The 16,752-nt window shown below is 72.1% G+C and carries 19 protein-coding genes and 2 pseudogenes; 12 read left to right on the top strand and 9 right to left on the bottom strand.

Translation table 11 applies throughout. The features are described 5' to 3' along the window. Nucleotides 1–35: 35 nt before the first annotated feature. Nucleotides 36–602: a GNAT family N-acetyltransferase gene (locus tag ACTWQH_RS07185; RefSeq protein WP_443285510.1), complete on the bottom strand. Its 567-nt coding sequence runs from the start codon at nt 600–602 to the stop codon at nt 36–38. Between the two features lie 164 nt (nt 603–766). Between ACTWQH_RS07185 and ACTWQH_RS07180 the strand changes: the two genes are divergently transcribed. Together ACTWQH_RS07180 and prcB are read left to right on the top strand one after the other, a co-directional pair. Beyond that, complete coding sequence (locus tag ACTWQH_RS07180) at nt 767–973, top strand: hypothetical protein (RefSeq protein ID WP_443285509.1); 207 nt, start codon at nt 767–769, stop codon at nt 971–973. 91 nt (nt 974–1,064) lie between these two features. Continuing rightward, nucleotides 1,065–1,910, top strand: coding sequence for a proteasome subunit beta (gene prcB / locus ACTWQH_RS07175; protein WP_443285508.1), 846 nt, complete (start codon nt 1,065–1,067; stop codon nt 1,908–1,910). 51 nt (nt 1,911–1,961) lie between these two features. Here prcB and ACTWQH_RS07170 read toward each other — a convergent pair. Then, a pseudogene (locus tag ACTWQH_RS07170) lies at nt 1,962–2,470 on the bottom strand (glyceraldehyde 3-phosphate dehydrogenase NAD-binding domain-containing protein). 51 nt (nt 2,471–2,521) lie between these two features. On the opposite strand from ACTWQH_RS07170, the gene ACTWQH_RS07165 reads away from it, so the two are divergent. Beyond that, a complete protein-coding gene (locus ACTWQH_RS07165) occupies nt 2,522–2,977 on the top strand; it encodes a MarR family winged helix-turn-helix transcriptional regulator (protein ID WP_443285507.1) in 456 nt (151 codons plus the stop codon). Nucleotides 2,978–2,980: 3 nt separating this feature from the next. Here the strand turns inward: ACTWQH_RS07165 and ACTWQH_RS07160 are convergent, their stop codons facing one another. Further along, nucleotides 2,981–3,790 (bottom strand): endonuclease/exonuclease/phosphatase family protein, encoded by an 810-nt coding sequence (locus ACTWQH_RS07160; protein WP_443285598.1) that lies wholly within the window; start codon nt 3,788–3,790, stop codon nt 2,981–2,983. 33 nt (nt 3,791–3,823) lie between these two features. Here ACTWQH_RS07160 and ACTWQH_RS07155 point away from each other — a divergent pair, with 33 nt between their 5' ends. Further along, entirely contained in the window at nt 3,824–4,585 is a 762-nt protein-coding gene (locus ACTWQH_RS07155; protein ID WP_443285506.1) for an HAD family hydrolase, read from the top strand. Here the strand turns inward: ACTWQH_RS07155 and ACTWQH_RS07150 are convergent. Together ACTWQH_RS07150 and ACTWQH_RS07145 are read right to left on the bottom strand one after the other, a co-directional pair. Next, nucleotides 4,539–4,994: a hypothetical protein gene (locus ACTWQH_RS07150; protein WP_443285505.1), complete on the bottom strand. Its 456-nt coding sequence runs from the start codon at nt 4,992–4,994 to the stop codon at nt 4,539–4,541. The genes ACTWQH_RS07155 and ACTWQH_RS07150 overlap by 47 nt on opposite strands. Before the next feature lie 89 nt (nt 4,995–5,083). Further along, entirely contained in the window at nt 5,084–5,245 is a 162-nt protein-coding gene (locus ACTWQH_RS07145) for a hypothetical protein (RefSeq protein ID WP_443285504.1), read from the bottom strand. Nucleotides 5,246–5,401: 156 nt separating this feature from the next. Between ACTWQH_RS07145 and ACTWQH_RS07140 the strand changes: the two genes are divergently transcribed. Continuing rightward, nucleotides 5,402–6,355 carry a LysR family transcriptional regulator gene (locus ACTWQH_RS07140; protein ID WP_443285503.1) on the top strand — a complete coding sequence of 318 codons (954 nt, stop codon included), beginning with the start codon at nt 5,402–5,404 and terminating at the stop codon, nt 6,353–6,355. Here ACTWQH_RS07140 and ACTWQH_RS07135 read toward each other — a convergent pair. After that, a complete protein-coding gene (locus tag ACTWQH_RS07135; RefSeq protein WP_443285502.1) occupies nt 6,336–6,638 on the bottom strand; it encodes a DUF397 domain-containing protein in 303 nt (100 codons plus the stop codon). The genes ACTWQH_RS07140 and ACTWQH_RS07135 overlap by 20 nt on opposite strands. Further along, nucleotides 6,638–7,489 (bottom strand): helix-turn-helix domain-containing protein, encoded by an 852-nt coding sequence (locus ACTWQH_RS07130; RefSeq protein WP_443285501.1) that lies wholly within the window; start codon nt 7,487–7,489, stop codon nt 6,638–6,640. The genes ACTWQH_RS07135 and ACTWQH_RS07130 overlap by 1 nt, the downstream gene beginning before the upstream one ends. Before the next feature lie 147 nt (nt 7,490–7,636). Between ACTWQH_RS07130 and ACTWQH_RS07125 the strand changes: the two genes are divergently transcribed. Then, on the top strand, nt 7,637–7,960 hold the full coding sequence (locus tag ACTWQH_RS07125) for a hypothetical protein (RefSeq protein WP_443285500.1): 324 nt from the start codon (nt 7,637–7,639) through the stop codon (nt 7,958–7,960). Between the two features lie 73 nt (nt 7,961–8,033). Here ACTWQH_RS07125 and ACTWQH_RS07120 read toward each other — a convergent pair whose 3' ends face one another. Next, nucleotides 8,034–10,181, bottom strand: coding sequence for a glycoside hydrolase family 36 protein (locus tag ACTWQH_RS07120; RefSeq protein ID WP_443285499.1), 2,148 nt, complete (start codon nt 10,179–10,181; stop codon nt 8,034–8,036). Nucleotides 10,182–10,252: 71 nt separating this feature from the next. On the opposite strand from ACTWQH_RS07120, the gene ACTWQH_RS07115 reads away from it, so the two are divergent. The 5 genes and pseudogenes from ACTWQH_RS07115 to ACTWQH_RS07095 all read left to right on the top strand — a co-directional run. Continuing rightward, nucleotides 10,253–11,311: a LacI family DNA-binding transcriptional regulator gene (locus tag ACTWQH_RS07115; RefSeq protein ID WP_443285498.1), complete on the top strand. Its 1,059-nt coding sequence runs from the start codon at nt 10,253–10,255 to the stop codon at nt 11,309–11,311. A gap of 47 nt (nt 11,312–11,358) precedes the next feature. Beyond that, a complete protein-coding gene (locus tag ACTWQH_RS07110) occupies nt 11,359–12,693 on the top strand; it encodes an ABC transporter substrate-binding protein (protein WP_443285497.1) in 1,335 nt (444 codons plus the stop codon). A 183-nt stretch (nt 12,694–12,876) separates the two neighbouring features. Continuing rightward, nucleotides 12,877–13,731, top strand: coding sequence for a carbohydrate ABC transporter permease (locus tag ACTWQH_RS07105; protein ID WP_443285597.1), 855 nt, complete (start codon nt 12,877–12,879; stop codon nt 13,729–13,731). Continuing rightward, nucleotides 13,728–14,603: a carbohydrate ABC transporter permease gene (locus ACTWQH_RS07100; protein WP_443285496.1), complete on the top strand. Its 876-nt coding sequence runs from the start codon at nt 13,728–13,730 to the stop codon at nt 14,601–14,603. The genes ACTWQH_RS07105 and ACTWQH_RS07100 overlap by 4 nt, the downstream gene beginning before the upstream one ends. Nucleotides 14,604–14,637: 34 nt before the next feature. Then, nucleotides 14,638–14,969: pseudogene (locus ACTWQH_RS07095) on the top strand (CBM35 domain-containing protein); the annotation flags it as partial. Nucleotides 14,970–15,043: 74 nt separating this feature from the next. Here ACTWQH_RS07095 and ACTWQH_RS07090 read toward each other — a convergent pair. Continuing rightward, nucleotides 15,044–16,105 (bottom strand): Rv2578c family radical SAM protein, encoded by a 1,062-nt coding sequence (locus ACTWQH_RS07090; protein WP_443285495.1) that lies wholly within the window; start codon nt 16,103–16,105, stop codon nt 15,044–15,046. A 158-nt stretch (nt 16,106–16,263) separates the two neighbouring features. Here ACTWQH_RS07090 and ACTWQH_RS07085 point away from each other — a divergent pair, with 158 nt between their 5' ends. Beyond that, complete coding sequence (locus tag ACTWQH_RS07085) at nt 16,264–16,740, top strand: SRPBCC family protein (protein WP_443285494.1); 477 nt, start codon at nt 16,264–16,266, stop codon at nt 16,738–16,740. The last annotated feature ends 12 nt before the right edge of the window (nt 16,741–16,752 follow it).

Raw genomic sequence — 16,752 nt, 5'->3', positions numbered from 1 at the left:
CACCCCTCGTCGGCCGCCCATCCCTGTGGTCCGCGTCACGGCGTCCCGGCGAGCGTGCGCGCGTACCGGACCTCGGTCACCGGCACCCCGTCCATGTCCAGCACGTTCTCCGCGCCGTCGGGCCGGAAGCCGGCGCGCTCGTAGAAGCGGCGGGCGGGCGCGTTGTCGCGCAGCACCCACAGCCGCGCCCGCTCCTCGCCGCGCGCCGCCAGCCCGTCGAGGGTCGCGGCCATCAGCGCCCTGCCGACGCCCAGGCCGATGAACGCCGGGAGCACGTAGATCGCGTACAGCTCGCCCCAGCCGGGCTCCTCCCCGCCGTCCGCCGCGCCGCCGGGCTCGTCGAGGCCGTCGATCGGCCGGTACGGGCCGAAGTGGGCCCAGCCGATCACGCCCTCGCCCGCGTCCTCGGCGACGAGATGGATGCGGTCGACTGGCTTGCCGGGCAGCGAGTCGCGCAGTCCGGCCGAGACACGGCCGGTGTCCAGCCCGTCGATGACCTGCTGCGGGACGATGCCCGCGTAGGCGTGCCGCCAGCCCTGGACCCGGGCCTGGGCGACGGCGTCGGTGTCGGAGACGGTCATCTCCCGAATGGCGCAGCTCATGCCGCGCAGCCTACTTATCACCTCATCGGCGGTCACATGGGTTTTGCGCGCCGCCCGTCACCGAACGGACGCGGCCCGTCCACCCTCTCGTCGGCGCCGGTACGCCGCGGGCTGGCTTGATGGGCCACGCCCCGATCACAGGCTCACCCAGAGGTTTTGCCGACATGTCGACTGAGGTCACTCGGGTGGAGATCGCCGAGTATCTCGCTCCGCTCTTCGAACACGGCGCGGTGGACCGGGCGGACATGCTCGCCGCCGTCGCCGAGGCCCGCCCGCAGCTCGGCGACCTGCTGCGGCGGCTGCCCGAACGCTCCTTCACCTCGCTGCGCCAGGTCTGGGAACACCTGCCCCAGGTGCCGGTCGGCCTGTGAACGGCCCGCCCTCCCCTCGGCGTTCGGTCGCCACCGCCTAGGATGGCAGCGGTTCGCGAACGCAAGGTCAGAAGGACAGGAGGGGAGAGCCGTGTCCGTCGACGTCTCCGGCTGGGGGGAGCTGCCGCCCGCGTTCCTCGACCCGGGCCCGCCCTCGATCCTGGACTTCCTCGCCCGGCACGCCCCCGAGGTGCTGCCCGCCAACCGCCCGCTGCCGCCGGTGCCTGACGCCGCGTCGATTCCGCACGGCACCACGATCGTCGCCGCCGAGTACGCCGACGGCGTGATGCTGGCCGGCGACCGGCGGGTGACGCAGGCCAGCATGATCGCCCACCGCGACACCGAGAAGATCTTCGCGGCCGACGAGTTCTCGGCGGTCGGCATCGCGGGCAGCGTCGGCCTGGCCGTGGAGATGGTGCGGCTGTTCCGGCTGGAGCTCGAACACTACGAGAAGGTCGAGGGCATCCCCCTGACGCTGGCCGGCAAGGCCAACCGGCTGACGACGATGATCCGGGAGAACCTCGGCATGGCCATGCAGGGCCTGGCCGTCGTGCCGCTCTTCGCCGGCTTCGACCCGGCCGCCGGGCGCGGCCGGATCTTCTCCTTCGACATCACCGGCGACTGCCACGAGGAGCGCGCCTTCACCGGCACCGGCTCGGGGTCGGTCTTCGCCCGCGGGGCGCTGAAGAAGCTCTACCGCGAGGGCATGGCCGAGGCGGAGATCGCCACCGCCGCCATCCAGGCGCTCTACGACGCCGCCGAGGAGGACACCGCCACCGGCGGCCCGGACCTCACGCGGCGGCTCTACCCGATCGTCGCCTTCGTCACGGAGGAGGGCTACCGGCGGCTGCCCGACGAGGCCGTCGCCGAGCTCGCCCGGAACGTGCTGGAGGGCCGCCACACCCGGCCGGACGGCCCGGCGGCCCCGGCGCTGTAGGCGGCGTCCGCGGCGGCGGGGTCCGTCCCGGGCGTTCGGAGAGCCGGGCGTTCAGAGGCCGGCGCCGACCATGAGCGCGAGGTCGAGCAGACGGTTGGAGTACCCCCACTCGTTGTCGTGCCAGCCGACGACCTTGACCTGCGGGCCGAGCACCCGGGTGAGCTCGGCGTCGAAGACGCAGGAGGCGGGGTTGGTGACGATGTCGGTGCTGACGATGGGCGCCTCGGTGTAGCTGAGCAGCCCCTTGTACGGGCCGGCGGCGGCCTCGGCGTACGCCCGGTTGATCTCCCCCACGCCAGGTCGGCGGGGTCGCGCTCGGCCAGGACCGTGACGGTGGCGTTCCCGTCGGTGTCCCTGACCCGGATCGCGCCGGGCTCGGCGGCGATCTCGCCCCGGAAGGGGCCGAGGATGGAGTCGTACGCCAGCAGGTGGGCCATGGTCGCCACGTCGCCGAGGTCGTTGACCGCGACGATCTCCAGGTCGTCGTTCCGTGCGGCGGCGGCACGGAAGACGTTGCGCCCGATCCGTCCGAAGCCGTTGATGCCGAGGCGAACAGTCATGGCAACAGCATAAGCAGCTTAAATAAATTTGCGATGTATATAGTGGGTGGTGTGGACCGCACACCCGACGACGCCCTGGACGTGGGCGCCTTCACCGCGGCCGTCGAGGACTTCAACCGCTTCTGCATCCGGATCCCGGCGCTGGAGAAGCTGCCCTTCACGACGCTGTCGGTGCTGGACACCCTCGCCTTCCGCGGCCCGATGCGGCTGTCCGAGCTGACCAGGACCGAGCAGATCAGCCAGCCCGGCATCACCCAGCTCGTCACCCGGCTGGAGCGAGAGGGCCTGGTGGAACGCCGCCCCGACCCGAGCGACGGCCGTGCGGTCCTGGTCCACATCACCGAGGCCGGCCGGGAGATCGGCCGCTCGCGCCACGACGACCGCACCCGCCACCTGCGGCCGCTCCTCGCCCGGCTCACCCCCGAGGAGCGGCGGGCGCTCGCGGACGCCCTGCCCGCCCTGGCCCGGCTCGCGGAGCTCGGGCGCGGCGAGGCGTCGCCGACGTGATCTCTAGCGGTCCCTGAGGTCGGCGAGGACCGCCGTGTGGTCCGAGGGCCACACGCCGTCCACCGGCCCGTCCCCGGCGCGCCGCACCGCCCGCACCTGTCCGAGGCCCGGCCGGTGCGGCAGCCCGACGTGGATGTAGTCGATCCGGCCGCTGAACCAGGTGAAGTCCGCGATGTAGGGGTTGACCGCGTCCCAGGTGGCCCAGGGCTGGCCCGGCTCGGCGGAGCGCCAGGCGTCCAGCATCAGCTGCCCGGGCACCTCGGGCGCGGTGAGGTGGCCGCCGAAGAGCCGGAGCTCGTCGGAGTCAGGCTCGGCGTTGAAGTCCCCGGTGACGACGGGCGGGAAGGGCCCCGGGCCGCGGCGCTCGGCGACGAACCGGGCCAGCGCGCGGACCTGTTCGCAGCGCACCGCCGACCCGGCGGGCGCGGAGTGCAGGTGCGTGGTGAAGAAGGGCACCGGCAGCGGCTCCGCCTCGATCAGGGCGTACAGCGCGGTGCGCACCTCGTCCGGTCCCTCGCCCGTCGGCAGCCGCAGCACCGCGCTCTCCGCGATCGGCCACCGGCTGAGCACGGCGTTGCCGACGCCGCCGGGCACCTCGCCGAGCCGCTCGCGCCAGTGCGGCAGGAGCTCGCCCGGCGCCCAGGCCCAGTGCATGCCAAGCTCGTCGGCGAGCCACCCGGCGAGGTTCTCCCCGCCGAGCTCCCACACCTCCTGCAGCCCGACGACGTCCGGCCGCTCCTCGCGCAGCACGCCGAGGATCGCCTTGCGCCGCTGCTCCCAGGGCCCGAATCGCCACCACAGGTTCCACGTCATGATCCGCACGCGCCCGATGCTACGGTCCGGCGCATGGGGATTCGCGCGGTGGTGTGGGACATTGACGACACGCTCTACGACTACACCGGCAGCGACCGCGCGGCGGCGCTGCGGCACTTCGCCGAGGAGGGGCTGCTCGACGGCCCGGCCCTGGACGAGGCGGCCGAGGCCGCGCTCGCACGCTGGGACGTGGTGATGACGGAGACCTACCGGCGGTTCCTCGACGGCGAGCTGACCTTCGGCGCCCAACGCCGCGAGCGGGCCCGCGCCTTCCTCGGGCAGCCGCTGAGCGACGCCGAGGCCGACGCCTGGTTCGGCCGCTACCTGGACCACCGCGAGCGGACGGACGCCCTTTTCCCCGACGTGCTGCCCGCGCTCGACGCGCTGGCCGGCGGCTATCGCCACGGGCTGCTGTCCAACTCCAGCCACCCCATCCAGGACCGCAGGCTGCGCGCGCTCGGCGTCCGGGACCGCTTCGAGGTGCTGCTCTGCTCCGACCAGCTCGGGTGCGCCAAGCCCGCGCCCGAGGCGTTCCACGCCGCCTGCGAGGCGCTCGGGCTGCCCCCGGCGGCGGTGGCATACGTCGGCGACCAGCCGGAGACGGACGCGGCCGCCGCTCACGAGGCCGGGCTGCACGGCATCTGGCTCGACCGCGCCGGGCGGGGCGAGGGTGCGGGGGCGGGTGCGGCGTACGCCGACGGCGGGCCGCACCGCATCGACAGCCTGGCGGTTCTGCCGGAGCTGCTGCTCATCCTGGCCGGGCGCCCCGGGCCGCGCGCTCGGTCCGCCAGCTGAACAGCAGCTCGCCGAGGGTGCGGGACCGGTCGCGTCGCAGCCGCTCGCGCTCCTCGCGGCCCAACCCGCTCACGTCCACGGACGCCAGCGGGGTGGCGAGCACCTCCGGCCGCAGCACCCGCAGCCCGAACCAGCCGAACACCTCGGCCCAGGCCGGGGGTTCGCGGAAGCGCAGCTCGGCGGAGCCGGGGTAGGCGGGCGGCGCGGCGAACGCCACGTGGCCGGTGGCGGGGTGACAGACGATCCGGTGGCGCAGCCGCCGGTCGCTCATCGCGGCGGAGTGGAATGCCTCGGGCGCGCCGCACGCCTCGGTCAGCTCGTAGAAGGTGACGTCCGGGGTGCGGCGCGCCGCCTCGTGGCAGGCGCTCCGAAAGGTCTGCAGCGGGTCCGAGCCCGTCCTCGCGGCCACGCGCCCATCGTCTCACTCCAGGTGTTACGAAGGCGTGACGACGATGTACCTGCGCGTGACGGTCAGGCGCAGCCGCAACGGGCGGTGTCTCAGGGGCAGTCGGGGCAGCCCGGGGTGCGGCCGCCGGCGACCAGCGGGCGCTCGTCGGGGGAGGTGAGGGAGGTGGGGGAGTAGGCCATCCGGAGCCGGCCGCAGCTGCAGCGGCTCCAGACGACGGTGCCCCGGCTGGTGCGGTGCCGCGAGATCTCCACGGCAGCGCGGGGAGTTGTGGTGGGTGTCCCGGTCGGTGTCGTAGGTGTCGAACGTGTCGCTGTGGTGGCTGCTGTAGGGGTCATGCGTCCAGTGTTGGCCAGCAGATCGTTCGCGTCCATTTCACGTTTGTGGGTATGACCGTGTAAATTGACTGCATGATTGATCTGCGGCGCATCCAGGTCCTCCGCGCGGTCCACCAGCACGGCACGGTCACCGCCGCCGCGGCGGCGCTGCACCTGACGCCCTCCGCGGTCTCGCACCATCTCAAGGAGCTGGCCCGGGAGTTGAAGGTTCCGCTGATCGAGCCGCAGGGGCGGCGTATCCGGCTGACCGCCGCCGCGCTCCTGGTCATCGAGCACGGCGACGCGCTGCTGGCCCGCTGGGAGGAGGCGGACGTCGCGCTGGAGGCGTTCCGCGAGGGCGAGGCGGGCCGCCTGCGGATCTGCGGCTTCCCCAGCGCCGTCACCACCCTCATCTCCCCGGCCACGGCGCAGCTGCGCAAGACGCACCCCGGCCTGACCGTCGAGGTCAGCGAGTGCGAGACGCCCGACGGCTTCGACCTGCTGATGTCCACCGACGCCGACATCGCGGTCCTCGCCCCCTCCGAGGACTTCCCAAGTTCGGCGGACGCCCGCTTCGACTTCCAGACGCTGCTGGACGAGCCGCTCGACCTGCTGGTCCCCGCCGGACACCCCCTGGCGCAGCGCGAGTCCGTCCGGCTCGAGGAGGTCGCGGGCGAGGACTGGGTGCTGCCCGCGCCCGGGACCTGCGACCACCACCAGCGGGTCATGGTCTTCTGCGCCCTGGACGGCTTCACGCCCCGCGTCGCCCACCACGTCAAGGAGTGGGCCGCCGTCTCGGCGATGGTCTGCAACGGGCTGGGCGTCTCGCTCTACCCGCGGCTCAGTCGCATCCAGGCCGAGCACGCGGCGGTGCGCGTCCCCGTCGCCGGTGACCTGCCGCTGTACCGCCGCATCCTCAGCTGCGTACGCCAGGGCAGCCGCGAGCACCCGCTCATCCAGCGCGGACTGGCCGCGCTGCACGAGGTGATCGACACCCACCCCGCGCTCGGCGCTATGAGCACTCGGGCTACAGCCGCCCGGCCTTGACGGCGGCGAGCAGCCCGGCGAGCCGGGCGGGCGTGGTGGCGATGACGGTGGCGGGGTCGTCGCTCTCGCGGAGGAGGGCGGTGCGGTCCGCGGCGACGGCTATGTTCAGGCAGGCAGACCCTTCCTGGCAGTGCGAGGACTGCTGCCAGCGCAGCTCGACGGAGCTCGACGCTTCCGCGTTGTAGGACATCTTTTGCCAGCTCACTTCGAGGCAGTTGGACGAGTCCCCGCTGTACGAGGACTTCTGCCAGAGGCGCTGGTGTGCGTGGGGTGTCGCCGTCATCAGATACTCCGTGAGATTCGGTGAATGAGGTCGCGAGACGCTGCCTCGGGGAGGGCAATCGCCTCCATGCGAGCCAGCACCGTCCGGTACTTGATCAATTGAGCCTCGGAGTCAAGGAACTCACATCCGTGGTGCACATCCAGCTGAACGGTGTCCAGTTGAGGGACGGCTCCGTGGACATAGTCGAACGGCTGCCCGTTCCCTGGGAAGCCTCCCTGTTCGAAGGGGATGACGTGAACGGAGACGTTCTCCAGTCGGCTGACCTCAGTGATGTGAGCTAGCTGGGCGCGACTGACTTCTGCCCCGCCGAACTGCATCCGCAGCGCAGCCTCGTGAATGATCGCGGTGTAGGGGATGTGCGGTTCTTCGTGAAGGATCTTCTGTCGCCTGATCCGGAACGACAGCCGGTGTTCGATCTCGTCCTGCCGCAGTGCCGGTACCACTTCGCGGAACAGAGCGCGGGCGTGGTCCGTCGTTTGCAGAAGAGCCGGGATGTGGATCGTGAGGCCGACTCGCAGCCCGGCTGCGTAGTGTTCGAGTTCAGCGAGATCGATGAGTGCCGAAGGCAGGTACTCGCGGTACTCATCCCACCAGCCACGTGAGCGTCCCCCCGTCATGTCCGCAAGCGCGTCAACTAGTTCGGCATCCGTGCACGAGTAGTGCCGGGCCAGCGCTCGGACCCTGTCCGCGCTGACGGCGTAGCGTCCCGCTTCGATATTGCTGATCCGAGCCTGCGGACCACCCAGCAACTGCGCTGCGGCCGTGGACGTCAGCCCAGCGCGATCCCTGAGCTTGCGCAGCTCCACCCCGAGCCTCCGTTGCCTCAGCGTCAATCCCGCACTGCCTGCCATGCGATCCCATCTCGTCATCAGTGGACATCCGCCAACCACCCACACGAGTGATGCTAGAAGGTCTTCTCTTCAATCTATGGAAGATCTTACAACGCCTCTTCTATGCTGGCGTCAGCAAGCAACTCCGCTCCGTGATGGGAGATTTCCGTGACCACCGTATCGCCGGAGAACAGGGCACCCGGCCCCATCGAGCTACCGCCCTTCGACTACGACCAGGCAGTCCGCGATCTGGTCCTCGCCACCGCGCCCCGCGTCTTCGCGCTCGTCGGCGAGGAGACCGACGAGGACGGGGAACGGGACGCGTGGGTCGTCGCATGGGGGTTCGCGCACCCCGACGACGGGCCGGTGCAGGTGATCAGCGACGACGGACGCGAGGTGCTGCGGCTGAAGACCGCCGAGCGGGCCGTGTGGTGGTTCGCCCGCCTCACAGGCGGGCCGGTACGGCTGGAGTGGTTGGACGCGGTGGCGTAGGACACCCAGATCAGATCGGGGGCGAACAGACCGGTCACACCGGTCTGTTCGCCCCCGATCTCATCGCCGTCCCTCAGCCCTCGGGCGTAAGGCGCAGCAGCAGCGCCGTCGGCGTACGCGGCAGCGCGACCGTCAGCTCGCCGGTCGCCGCCGACCACGCGGCCGAGCCGGGCGGCGTGGCCGGGTGCAGGATCTCCACGCCGACGGCGCGGTCGCGAAGGTGGGGGAGTGGGAGCACCCGCTCCGGCCCGTCGCCCGGCTCGCCCGCGCGGTGCCACACCGTCAGGTACGTCACCTCGATCGCGCGCATGCCGAGCGCCAGCCACGGGTCCGTCCAGCCGGGCAGGCCCAGCGGCCAGAACGGCACCGCCCGCCGCAGCTCGCCACGAATCGACTTGTAGACCGCCACCGCGTCCCGCACCAGCGCGAGCTGCGCCTCCGACATGCGGTTCAGGTGCCCCGAGAGGTGGATCCGGCCCAGCAGCGCCCCCGCCAGCAGGAAGGCGTTCTCGTCGTCGCTGAACTCCGGCTGCGCGTACGCCCACACCGCGCCCTGCTCCGGCGGCACCGCCGTCGGCGCGGCGGCCGAGATCGGCGGGTAGTAGCGGAAGTCCTGCTGGTCGCTGGTGGACTGGAGCTGCGTGACGCGCAGCATCGCGCCGTCCATGCGCATCCCGCCCGAGGCGCAGTTCTCGATCACCAGGCCCGGGTGACGCTCCAGCAGCGCCTCCAGCCACGCCTGGAAGGCGCGGGCGTGCCCGAGGAGGCCGGCGCCGGGGCTGGTGGTGCCGCCGGTGTCGGTGCCGGGTGGCACGTTGATGTTGTAGTCGAGCTTGAGATAGCCCACGTCCCACTCGCCCACGATCCGGTCGACGGCCTCGTCCAGGTGCTTCACGGCCGCCGGGTGGCGCAGGTCCAGGTGGTAGCGGCCGTGCTCGCGCACCCGCACGCCGTCGCGCCGGAAGAACGCCGCGTCCGGCAGCGAGCGCGCGACGGGGCTGCGCACGCCCACCACCTCCGGCTCCAGCCACAGCCCCGGCACCATGCCGTGGGAGCGGATGCGGTCCAGCACCTCGTGGATGCCGCGCTCGCCGGGGAAGCGGCTGGGCGCCGCCTCCCACGCGCCGACGCTGTCCCACCAGCCGCCGCGTTCCTCGTCGTACCAGCCGGCGTCGATGACGAAGTACTCCGCGCCCGTCGTCGCCACCGCGTCGATCAGCGGCAGCAGCTTGGCGGTGGTGGGGTCGGCGCAGAGGGTGTTCATGTAGTCGTTGAAGATCACCGGCAGCCGCTCGTGGTCGGGGTGCGGGAGGCGCAGCGCCCGCCGGTAGGCGGTCAGCGCCGCCACCGCCGCCGCGAATCCTCCCTCGGCCACGGCCAGCGCGGCCGGCACGGTGGTGAAGGACTCGCCGGGCGCCAGCACCTGCGACCACTGGTGCTCGGTGTCGGTCGGGCCGAAGAGCGCGAGATACGTGCCGTGCTCCCGCTCGCCCGCCTCCCACAGCCAGCCGGTGGCGGACTCCACCTGCCACAGCCAGGCCAGGCCGTGGCCCTCCCCGGTGAGCTGGGTGAGCGCGCCCATCGGCAGGTGGCCGTCGCTCGACCAGCTGCCCCGGCCGGCGTACGCCACCCGGCCGCGGCTGTCGCGCTCGTGCGCCGCGCGGTGCAGGTCGGGCAGGCGTGTCCGCAGAGGCTCGTCGTGCCAGCGGCACTCGGCCAGCCAGTCGTTGTCGGCCCGGTGCAGCCGGAGCTCCCCGGGAGAGGGCAGCCCGCCGAGGGTGAGCGAGGAGACGGCGTAGAGGGTCTGCGGCGCGGTGCCGTGGTTGGTGACGCGGACCCGGCCGCTCACCACCGGCACGCCGTCGGGGGACTCCAGCAGCAGCTCGGCCGCCAGCCCGGTGGCGGCGTCGAGCAGGTCGACGCGCAGCAGGTGCCACAGCGTCCCGCCCCGCGTCTCGGTGGTGGCGGCGTGGCCGTTCAGCCGCAGCCGGCCGCCGACCGCCGTCTCGATGGAGCGCTGCCCGGACCAGTCGCTGCCGTGGCCGAGCGCCAGGATCTCCACGGCCGGGACGGCCGCCTCCAGCGGCAGCGGCGGCGTGCCGGGCGGGCCGAGCCGGACGGTGCGCACGGTGCCGTCGGGTGCCGGGGCGAACTCGGCGCTGAGGCTCGCGTGCCCCCAGCGGATGTGCTCGTCTGCCGCCCGTGCCGCGTGATCGGACAACGCCTGCTCCCTCGTCACTTCTGTCGCTTCGATCTCTTGACGCCCCTTGTGTGACCGGTCACAATCCTGGCATGTCTGTGACCGGTCACACAAGGCGGCCCGGCGGCAGCCGCCCGGCGAGCATCCGCGACGTCGCGACCGCGGCCGGGGTGTCTCACCAGACCGTCTCCCGTGTCATCAACGGGCACCCCAGCGTGAAGTCCTCCACCCGCGCCCGGGTGGAGGCCGCCATCGCCGAACTGGGCTTCCGGCGCAGCGCCACCGCGCACGCGCTGGCCAGCGGCAGGTCCCGGACCGTGACCGTGCTGACCTCCAACACCACGCACCACGGCTACGCCGCCGCCCTCCAGGGCATCGAGGAGGCCGCCCGCGCCGCCTCGTTCGGCGTGGGCATCGTGGTGCTGGAGTCCGACGACGAGGACGAGGTGCGCCTGGCGGTGCAGCGGGCGGGCGACGCCGGCGGCGGCCTCATCGTCATCGCCTACGACCGGCCCGGCGTGCGCGCGCTGCGTCAGGTGCCCGAGGGCCTGCCGATGGTGGCCGCCGTGGAGACCCCGGCCGAGCCGCCGCCGCCCGGCAGCCCGTGGGTGTGGACCGACGACCGCCAGGCGGCCCGCGAGGCCACCCGCCACCTGCTGAGCCTGGGTCACCCCACCGTCCACTACCTCGCCATCCCCTCCTCCACCCGCGCCCGGGGCGCCAGCCAGCGGGCCGCCGGCTGGCAGGACGCGCTGCGCGAGGCGGGCGCGCCCGTGCCCGAGCCGCTGCCCGGCGGCTGGGAGCCGGCCGACGGGTACGCCGCCGGCCGTCGCCTCGCCCGCGACCCGGACGTCACCGCCGTGCTGTGCGGCAACGACGACCTGGCGCTCGGCGTGCTGCGCGCGCTGCGCGAGGCGGGCCGCGAGGTGCCCGGCGACGTGAGCGTGGCCGGCTTCGACGACGCCCGGCACTCGGCGTTCCTCACACCCTCGCTGACGACCGTCCGGCTCGACTTCACCGGCGTGGGGCGCGCCTGCTTCGCCCTGCTGCACGGGCTGGTCGAGCAGGGCGACCCCATCACTCCCCACCCCGTGGCCACGCCGCGACTCATCGTCCGGGAGAGCACGGGCGAGCCGTCCGTCTCCCCTTGACACCCTTTCGACTTGCCGACTTATCAATTTGCCTCGGAGAGCCCGCGATGAAGAGAACAGCCACCGCAGTGGCCCTGATATGCGCCGCCGCGCTGACGCTGAGCGCGTGCAGCGACGACACCGCCAACCAGGCGTCGACCGGGGGAGGTTCCGGCGGCGCGGGCGGCGGCGAGATCGACCCGACGGCCCCGCTGGACGGCGTCGAGCTGACCTTCTGGACCGCGCAGAACACCGTCAACGCCGCCGACCAGGTCATCGAGGCGTTCGAGGAGGCCACCGGCGCCAAGGTCACCACCGAGGCCATCCCCGACCTGTACGAGCAGAACGTGCCGACCCGGCTGGCCTCCGGCGAGCGGCCCGACCTGATGTTCTGGCAGCCCAGCATCTCCACGCTCCCCTTCATCCAGCCGCAGCAGAACCTCCTCCCGCTCGACGACGAGCCGTGGGTGGATGACCTCGGCCCGATCGAGCAGTCGCTCGGCGTGATCGACGACACCCGCTACGCCGCGATCGTCACCAGCCCGGCGATGCTCGGCGTCTACTACAACAAGGACGTCTTCGCCGAGGCCGGAATCACCGAGGACGACTTCCCGACCAGCTACGACGAGCTGCTCCAGCTCGGCCACCGCGTCCAGGACGAGACCGACGCCGCGGGGTTCTACGAGGTCGGCGGCGACCAGTGGCCGCTGCAGTGGCAGGTGCAGGTGCAGCTGACCGACCTGCCCGACTCGTGGTGGGAAGGGCTCAACCGCAACGAGGAGTCCTGGACCGACCCGGCCGTCGTCGACGCGATCGAGAAGTACAACGACGAGCTGCTGGGGGCGGGCCTGGCGCAGGAGGGCTACCGCACCGCCACCTTCACCGGGCAGGCCGAGGCCCTGTGGGAGGGCAGCTCGGCGATGGCGCTGAACGTCACCTCCTTCCAGTCGCAGCTCCAGGCGCAGCACAGCACCGAGGAGATCGACGAGCGGATCGGCTGGTTCCCCATCGCCAACTCCGAGCCGCGCGGCCTGTACTCGCCGGACCAGACCAACGGCGTGGTTGCCTTCGCCACGGGCGACGAGGAGCGGCAGAACGCGGCGCGGCAGTTCCTGGCGTTCTGGCTGGGGCCCGACTACGCCGACTTCATCGACGCGCGGAAGATCCCGTCGGTCCAGCCGGACGTGCCGAACCCCGAGGGGATGCCGCAGACCGCGATCGACCAGGTGGAGGAGCTGGCGGACGCCCACGGCGTCTTCCAGGCCAAGGCGATCGTCGCGCCCAACATGCACATCGCGCTCGCCGAGATGATCTACGGCGAGCGAAGCCCGCGGGAGGTGGCGGAGTACGTGGAGAACGAGTTCGACGATGTCGCCGGGGCCCAGGGCGCGGAGGGCTTCTAGGCCGCGCGTGTCCGCCCGCGGCCCGCGTGCGGCGCGGGCGGCGGGCGCACGCCCTGAGAAGGCACCGAGACGAGAGAGGGAAAGTCCGTGGCGCACCCAGCCACCACCCCGACCGCGGCGAAGCGGGCGACGCCCGTGGCCCGGCCGCCCGCAGGGCGTCGCTCCGCTCGGCTGCCGGGGCGGATGTCCCGGGCCGCCGTGCACCACCCGTGGTGGTTCGCGCTGCCCGCGGTCGTGATCTTCGGCGGCTTCTTCCTGCTGCCCAACCTGCTGAACTTCTACTACCCGTTCACCGACTGGTCCGGCTACCACAGCCAGATCTCCTTCGTCGGCCTGGACAACTTCCGCGAGATCATCGACGACGGCACGCTGTGGCGGGCCATCCGCGTCACGCTCGTCTACGCGCTGCTCGCGGCGTTCTTCCAGAACCTCTTCGGGCTGCTGCTGGCCCTGCTGCTGGAGAAGGACACCACCTTCAACCGCGTCTTCCGGGCGCTGTTCTTCCTGCCGGTGCTGATATCCGCGCTCGCCGTCGGTTACGTCTTCCAGGCGCTGTTCGACACCGACGGCGCGGTCAACGAGACCCTCGGCGCCGAGATCCCGTGGCTGGGCTCCACCACCTGGACCATCCTGCTGGTCGCGGTGGTCCACGGCTGGAAGTGGATGGGCCTGGCCATGCTCATCTACCTCGCCGGGCTCAAGGGCATCCCCGGCGACGTGCTGGAGGCGGCGCGGGCGGACGGCGCCGGGCCGTGGCGGATGTTCTGGTCGGTGCGCTTCCCGATGCTCGCCCCGGCCGTGACCTTCAACGTCACCACCTCGCTCCTCGGCTCGATGAACACCTTCGACATCGTCCAGGCCACGACGGGCGGCGGCCCGGCGGCCTCGACCGAGGTGATGAACATCTACATGTTCCGCGTCTTCGGCCAGGGCCTGTACGCCCAGGCGTCTGCGATGAGCCTCGTCCTCTTCCTGGTCGTGGTCGCCATGGCCATCCCGCTGGTGACCGGCCTGCGGCGAAGGGAGCAGATCCTGTGACCGCCCCGACCGCCCCGACCGCCGTGAGCGCCCCCGACGTTCCCCTCGGCCCCCGCGTGTGGCGCTGGGCGCGTCCCACGATCGTCATCCTGCTGGCCCTGGTCACCATCGGCGTCCCGCTGTGGCTGGTGCTGGCCACCTCCGCCAAGCCGCAGGGCGAGGCGGTGCGCCCCAATCTCGAACCCCCCGACGCCTGGCAGCCCGCCACCAACTACGCCGACGCCGTCAGCGAGGGCGAGATGCTGCGCGGCTTCACCAACAGCCTGCTGGTGATCGTGCCCTCCGTGGCGCTGGTGCTGATCCTCGGCGCCGCCGCCGCCTGGGTCTTCGCCCGCCGGAAGGGCCGGCTCGTCGCCGCCGCCTACGCCGTGTGCATCTCCGGCCTGCTGCTGCCCCCGGCGATCATCACCATCGTGCTCCAGCTGCGCCAGCTCGACCTGGCCGGCACCCGGCCCGGCATGATCGCGGTCTACACGGCGATGTACCTGTCGACGTCCATCTTCTTCATGACCGGCTTCATCCGGGCCATCCCGTACGAGCTGGAGGAGGCCGCCCGCATGGACGGCGCCACGCCGACGCGGATCTTCCTGCGGATCATCCTGCCGCTCCTGCGGCCGGTCATCGCCACCGCGACGATCATGGTGATGCTCTACGCCTGGAGCGACATCTTCTACGCCTTCTTCGTGCTCGGCGGAGGCGACGCCGCCACGCTGCCGATCAACCTCTACCAGGTCGCCAGCGCGGAGCTCTACCTGAACAACTGGCACCTCATCTTCGCCTACGTGGTGGTGATGAGCCTGCCGATGATCGCGGTCTTCCTGGTCGCCCAGCGAAAGATCGTGTCCGGAATCACCAGTGGAGCCGTCAAGTAGCACCTCACCGAGCCCTCCGCGAGGAACCCCCACCATGCGCGGGACCCGAAAGAGAAGGAGACTGGCCCGCGCCGCCGTCGCGTTGGCGGCCGCCGGGGCCGCCGCCGTGGCCGGGACGAACCTCACCGCGGCGGCCGACGAGGACGCAGAGGCGGGCACGGCGCAGGCCGCACGTCTCACCGTCGACCTCGCCGCCGGCCAGGGCCCGGTCCTGCACGGCGCCAATGGCGCGCTCTAGGGCTTCAGCGACGACGGTGAGGGAGGGCTGCAGCACCCCAACGGCGACGCCCTCACCGTCGCCGAGTCCTTCTTCCGCAACGGCGGCGGCGACATCTACGTGAGCAGGACATCTACACCCAGTGGCCTCCGGCGTCGACGGCGACGCGCCGAACATCGACCGCGTCCAGCTCGCCCCGGTCGCACCCTGACGGGCACCTGATTCACAGCAGCGTCAGCTGCGACGCCCCGGGCGCCTCGGGCGCCCGGGAAGCGGCGGCGGCCTCCCCCCGCGAGGCCGCCGCCTCGTCCGGAATACGCCGGTGCTCGCCGGGCCGGGCCGGGCCCATGCCGTACTGGGCCGCCAGTTCGTGCACCAGCCCGGTGATCCGCCGCTGATACCAGCGCGGCGCGTACGAGCCGTCCCCGTACATCACCCGGTAGCGCCCCACCAGCTCCGGGTGGTTGCGGGCCAGCCAGCTCATGTACCACTCGCGCGCGCCGCCCGGCCGCAGGTGCAGCGCCAGCGGCGTCACCGAGGTGGCGCCCGCCGCGGCGACGGCGCGCACCGTGGCGCGCAGCTGCTCGGGGGAGTCCGTCAGGAACGGCAGCACCGGCGCCATCAGCACGCCGCACCCGATCCCCGCCTCGGCCATCGCCCGCACCACGTCAAGACGCCGCTCCGGCGCCGGGGTGCCCGGCTCCACCGATCGCCACATCGACTCGTCGACGAATCCGACCGACACCGAGATCCCCACGTCCGTCACGTCGGCCGCCTGCCGCAGCAGCGGCAGGTCGCGCAGGATCAGCGTGCCCTTGGTGAGGATCGAGAAGGGGTTGGCGTGGTCGCGCAGCGCCGAGATGATCCCCGGCATCAACCTGTAGCGGCCTTCCGCACGCTGGTAGGTGTCCACGTTGGTGCCCATGGCGATGTGCTCGCCCGTCCAGCGCCGCGCCGCCAGCTCCCGGCGCAGCAGCTGCGGGGCGTTGACCTTGACCACGATCTGCGAGTCGAACCCGGCGCCGGTGTCGAGGTCCAGGTAGCTGTGGCTTTTGCGGGCAAAACAGTACACACAGGCGTGTGAACAGCCCCGATAGGGGTTGACGGTCCAGGTGAACGCCATCCGTGAGGTGCCCGGCACCCGGTTGATGATCGAGCGCGCCCGCACCTCGTGGAAGGTGATGCCCCGGAACTCCGGAGTGTCGAACGTCCTGGTCACGACGTCGTTTCCGAAGAGCGCGGGCACGGCGTCCGCCGCCGTGTCGCTCAGGTTGTTCCAGCGCATGGGACCCTCCTCCATCACCGGGCGCAGCGTGCGCACAAGGAATAGAACATCTGTTCGCATCATTCTTGTCAACCCGATTCGGCACACCCGGCGTCCTGATGGTTGGCTTGGGGACCCGGCCCGCCCCCGGGCCGCCAGCACCACAGGAGGACAACGCCATGGCCCAGCTCGAAGCCGTCGCCGAACGCGAGATCGCGGCCCACCCGGATGACGTGTTCGACGCGATCGCCGACTACCGGGAGGTCCACCCGAGGCTTCTCCCCGAGCGCTACACCGACTTCGAGGTGCGCGAGGGCGGCGACGGCCAGGGAACCGTGCTCTTCTACCGCTTCCACGCCACCTCCCGCCGGGTGCGCGAGATGCTGCTGGATGTCACCGAGCCCGGCGAGAACGTCCTGGTGGAGACCGACCGCAACTCCACCCTCGTCACCCGCTACACCGTCACCGCGGGATCGGCCGAGGGCGCCGCCCGGGTCGCCATCCGCACCACCTGGCAGGGCGCGAGCGGCGTCGGCGGCTTCTTCGAACGCCTCTTCGCGCCCCGCGCCCTCGAAGGCACCCACCAGCAGTTCCTCGCCAACCTCGCCGCGGAGACCGAGAAGCCCGCCGGCGCCGGGACCGCCGGCGGGGAGTGAACGCCCCCCGCC

This window comes from Streptomyces sp. 6N223 (genome assembly GCF_052246635.1).
Taxonomy (GTDB): domain Bacteria; phylum Actinomycetota; class Actinomycetes; order Streptomycetales; family Streptomycetaceae; genus Streptomyces.
The sequence above is the reverse complement of the archived record's forward strand: the minus strand, read 5'-3'. Positions and strand labels throughout refer to the sequence as shown.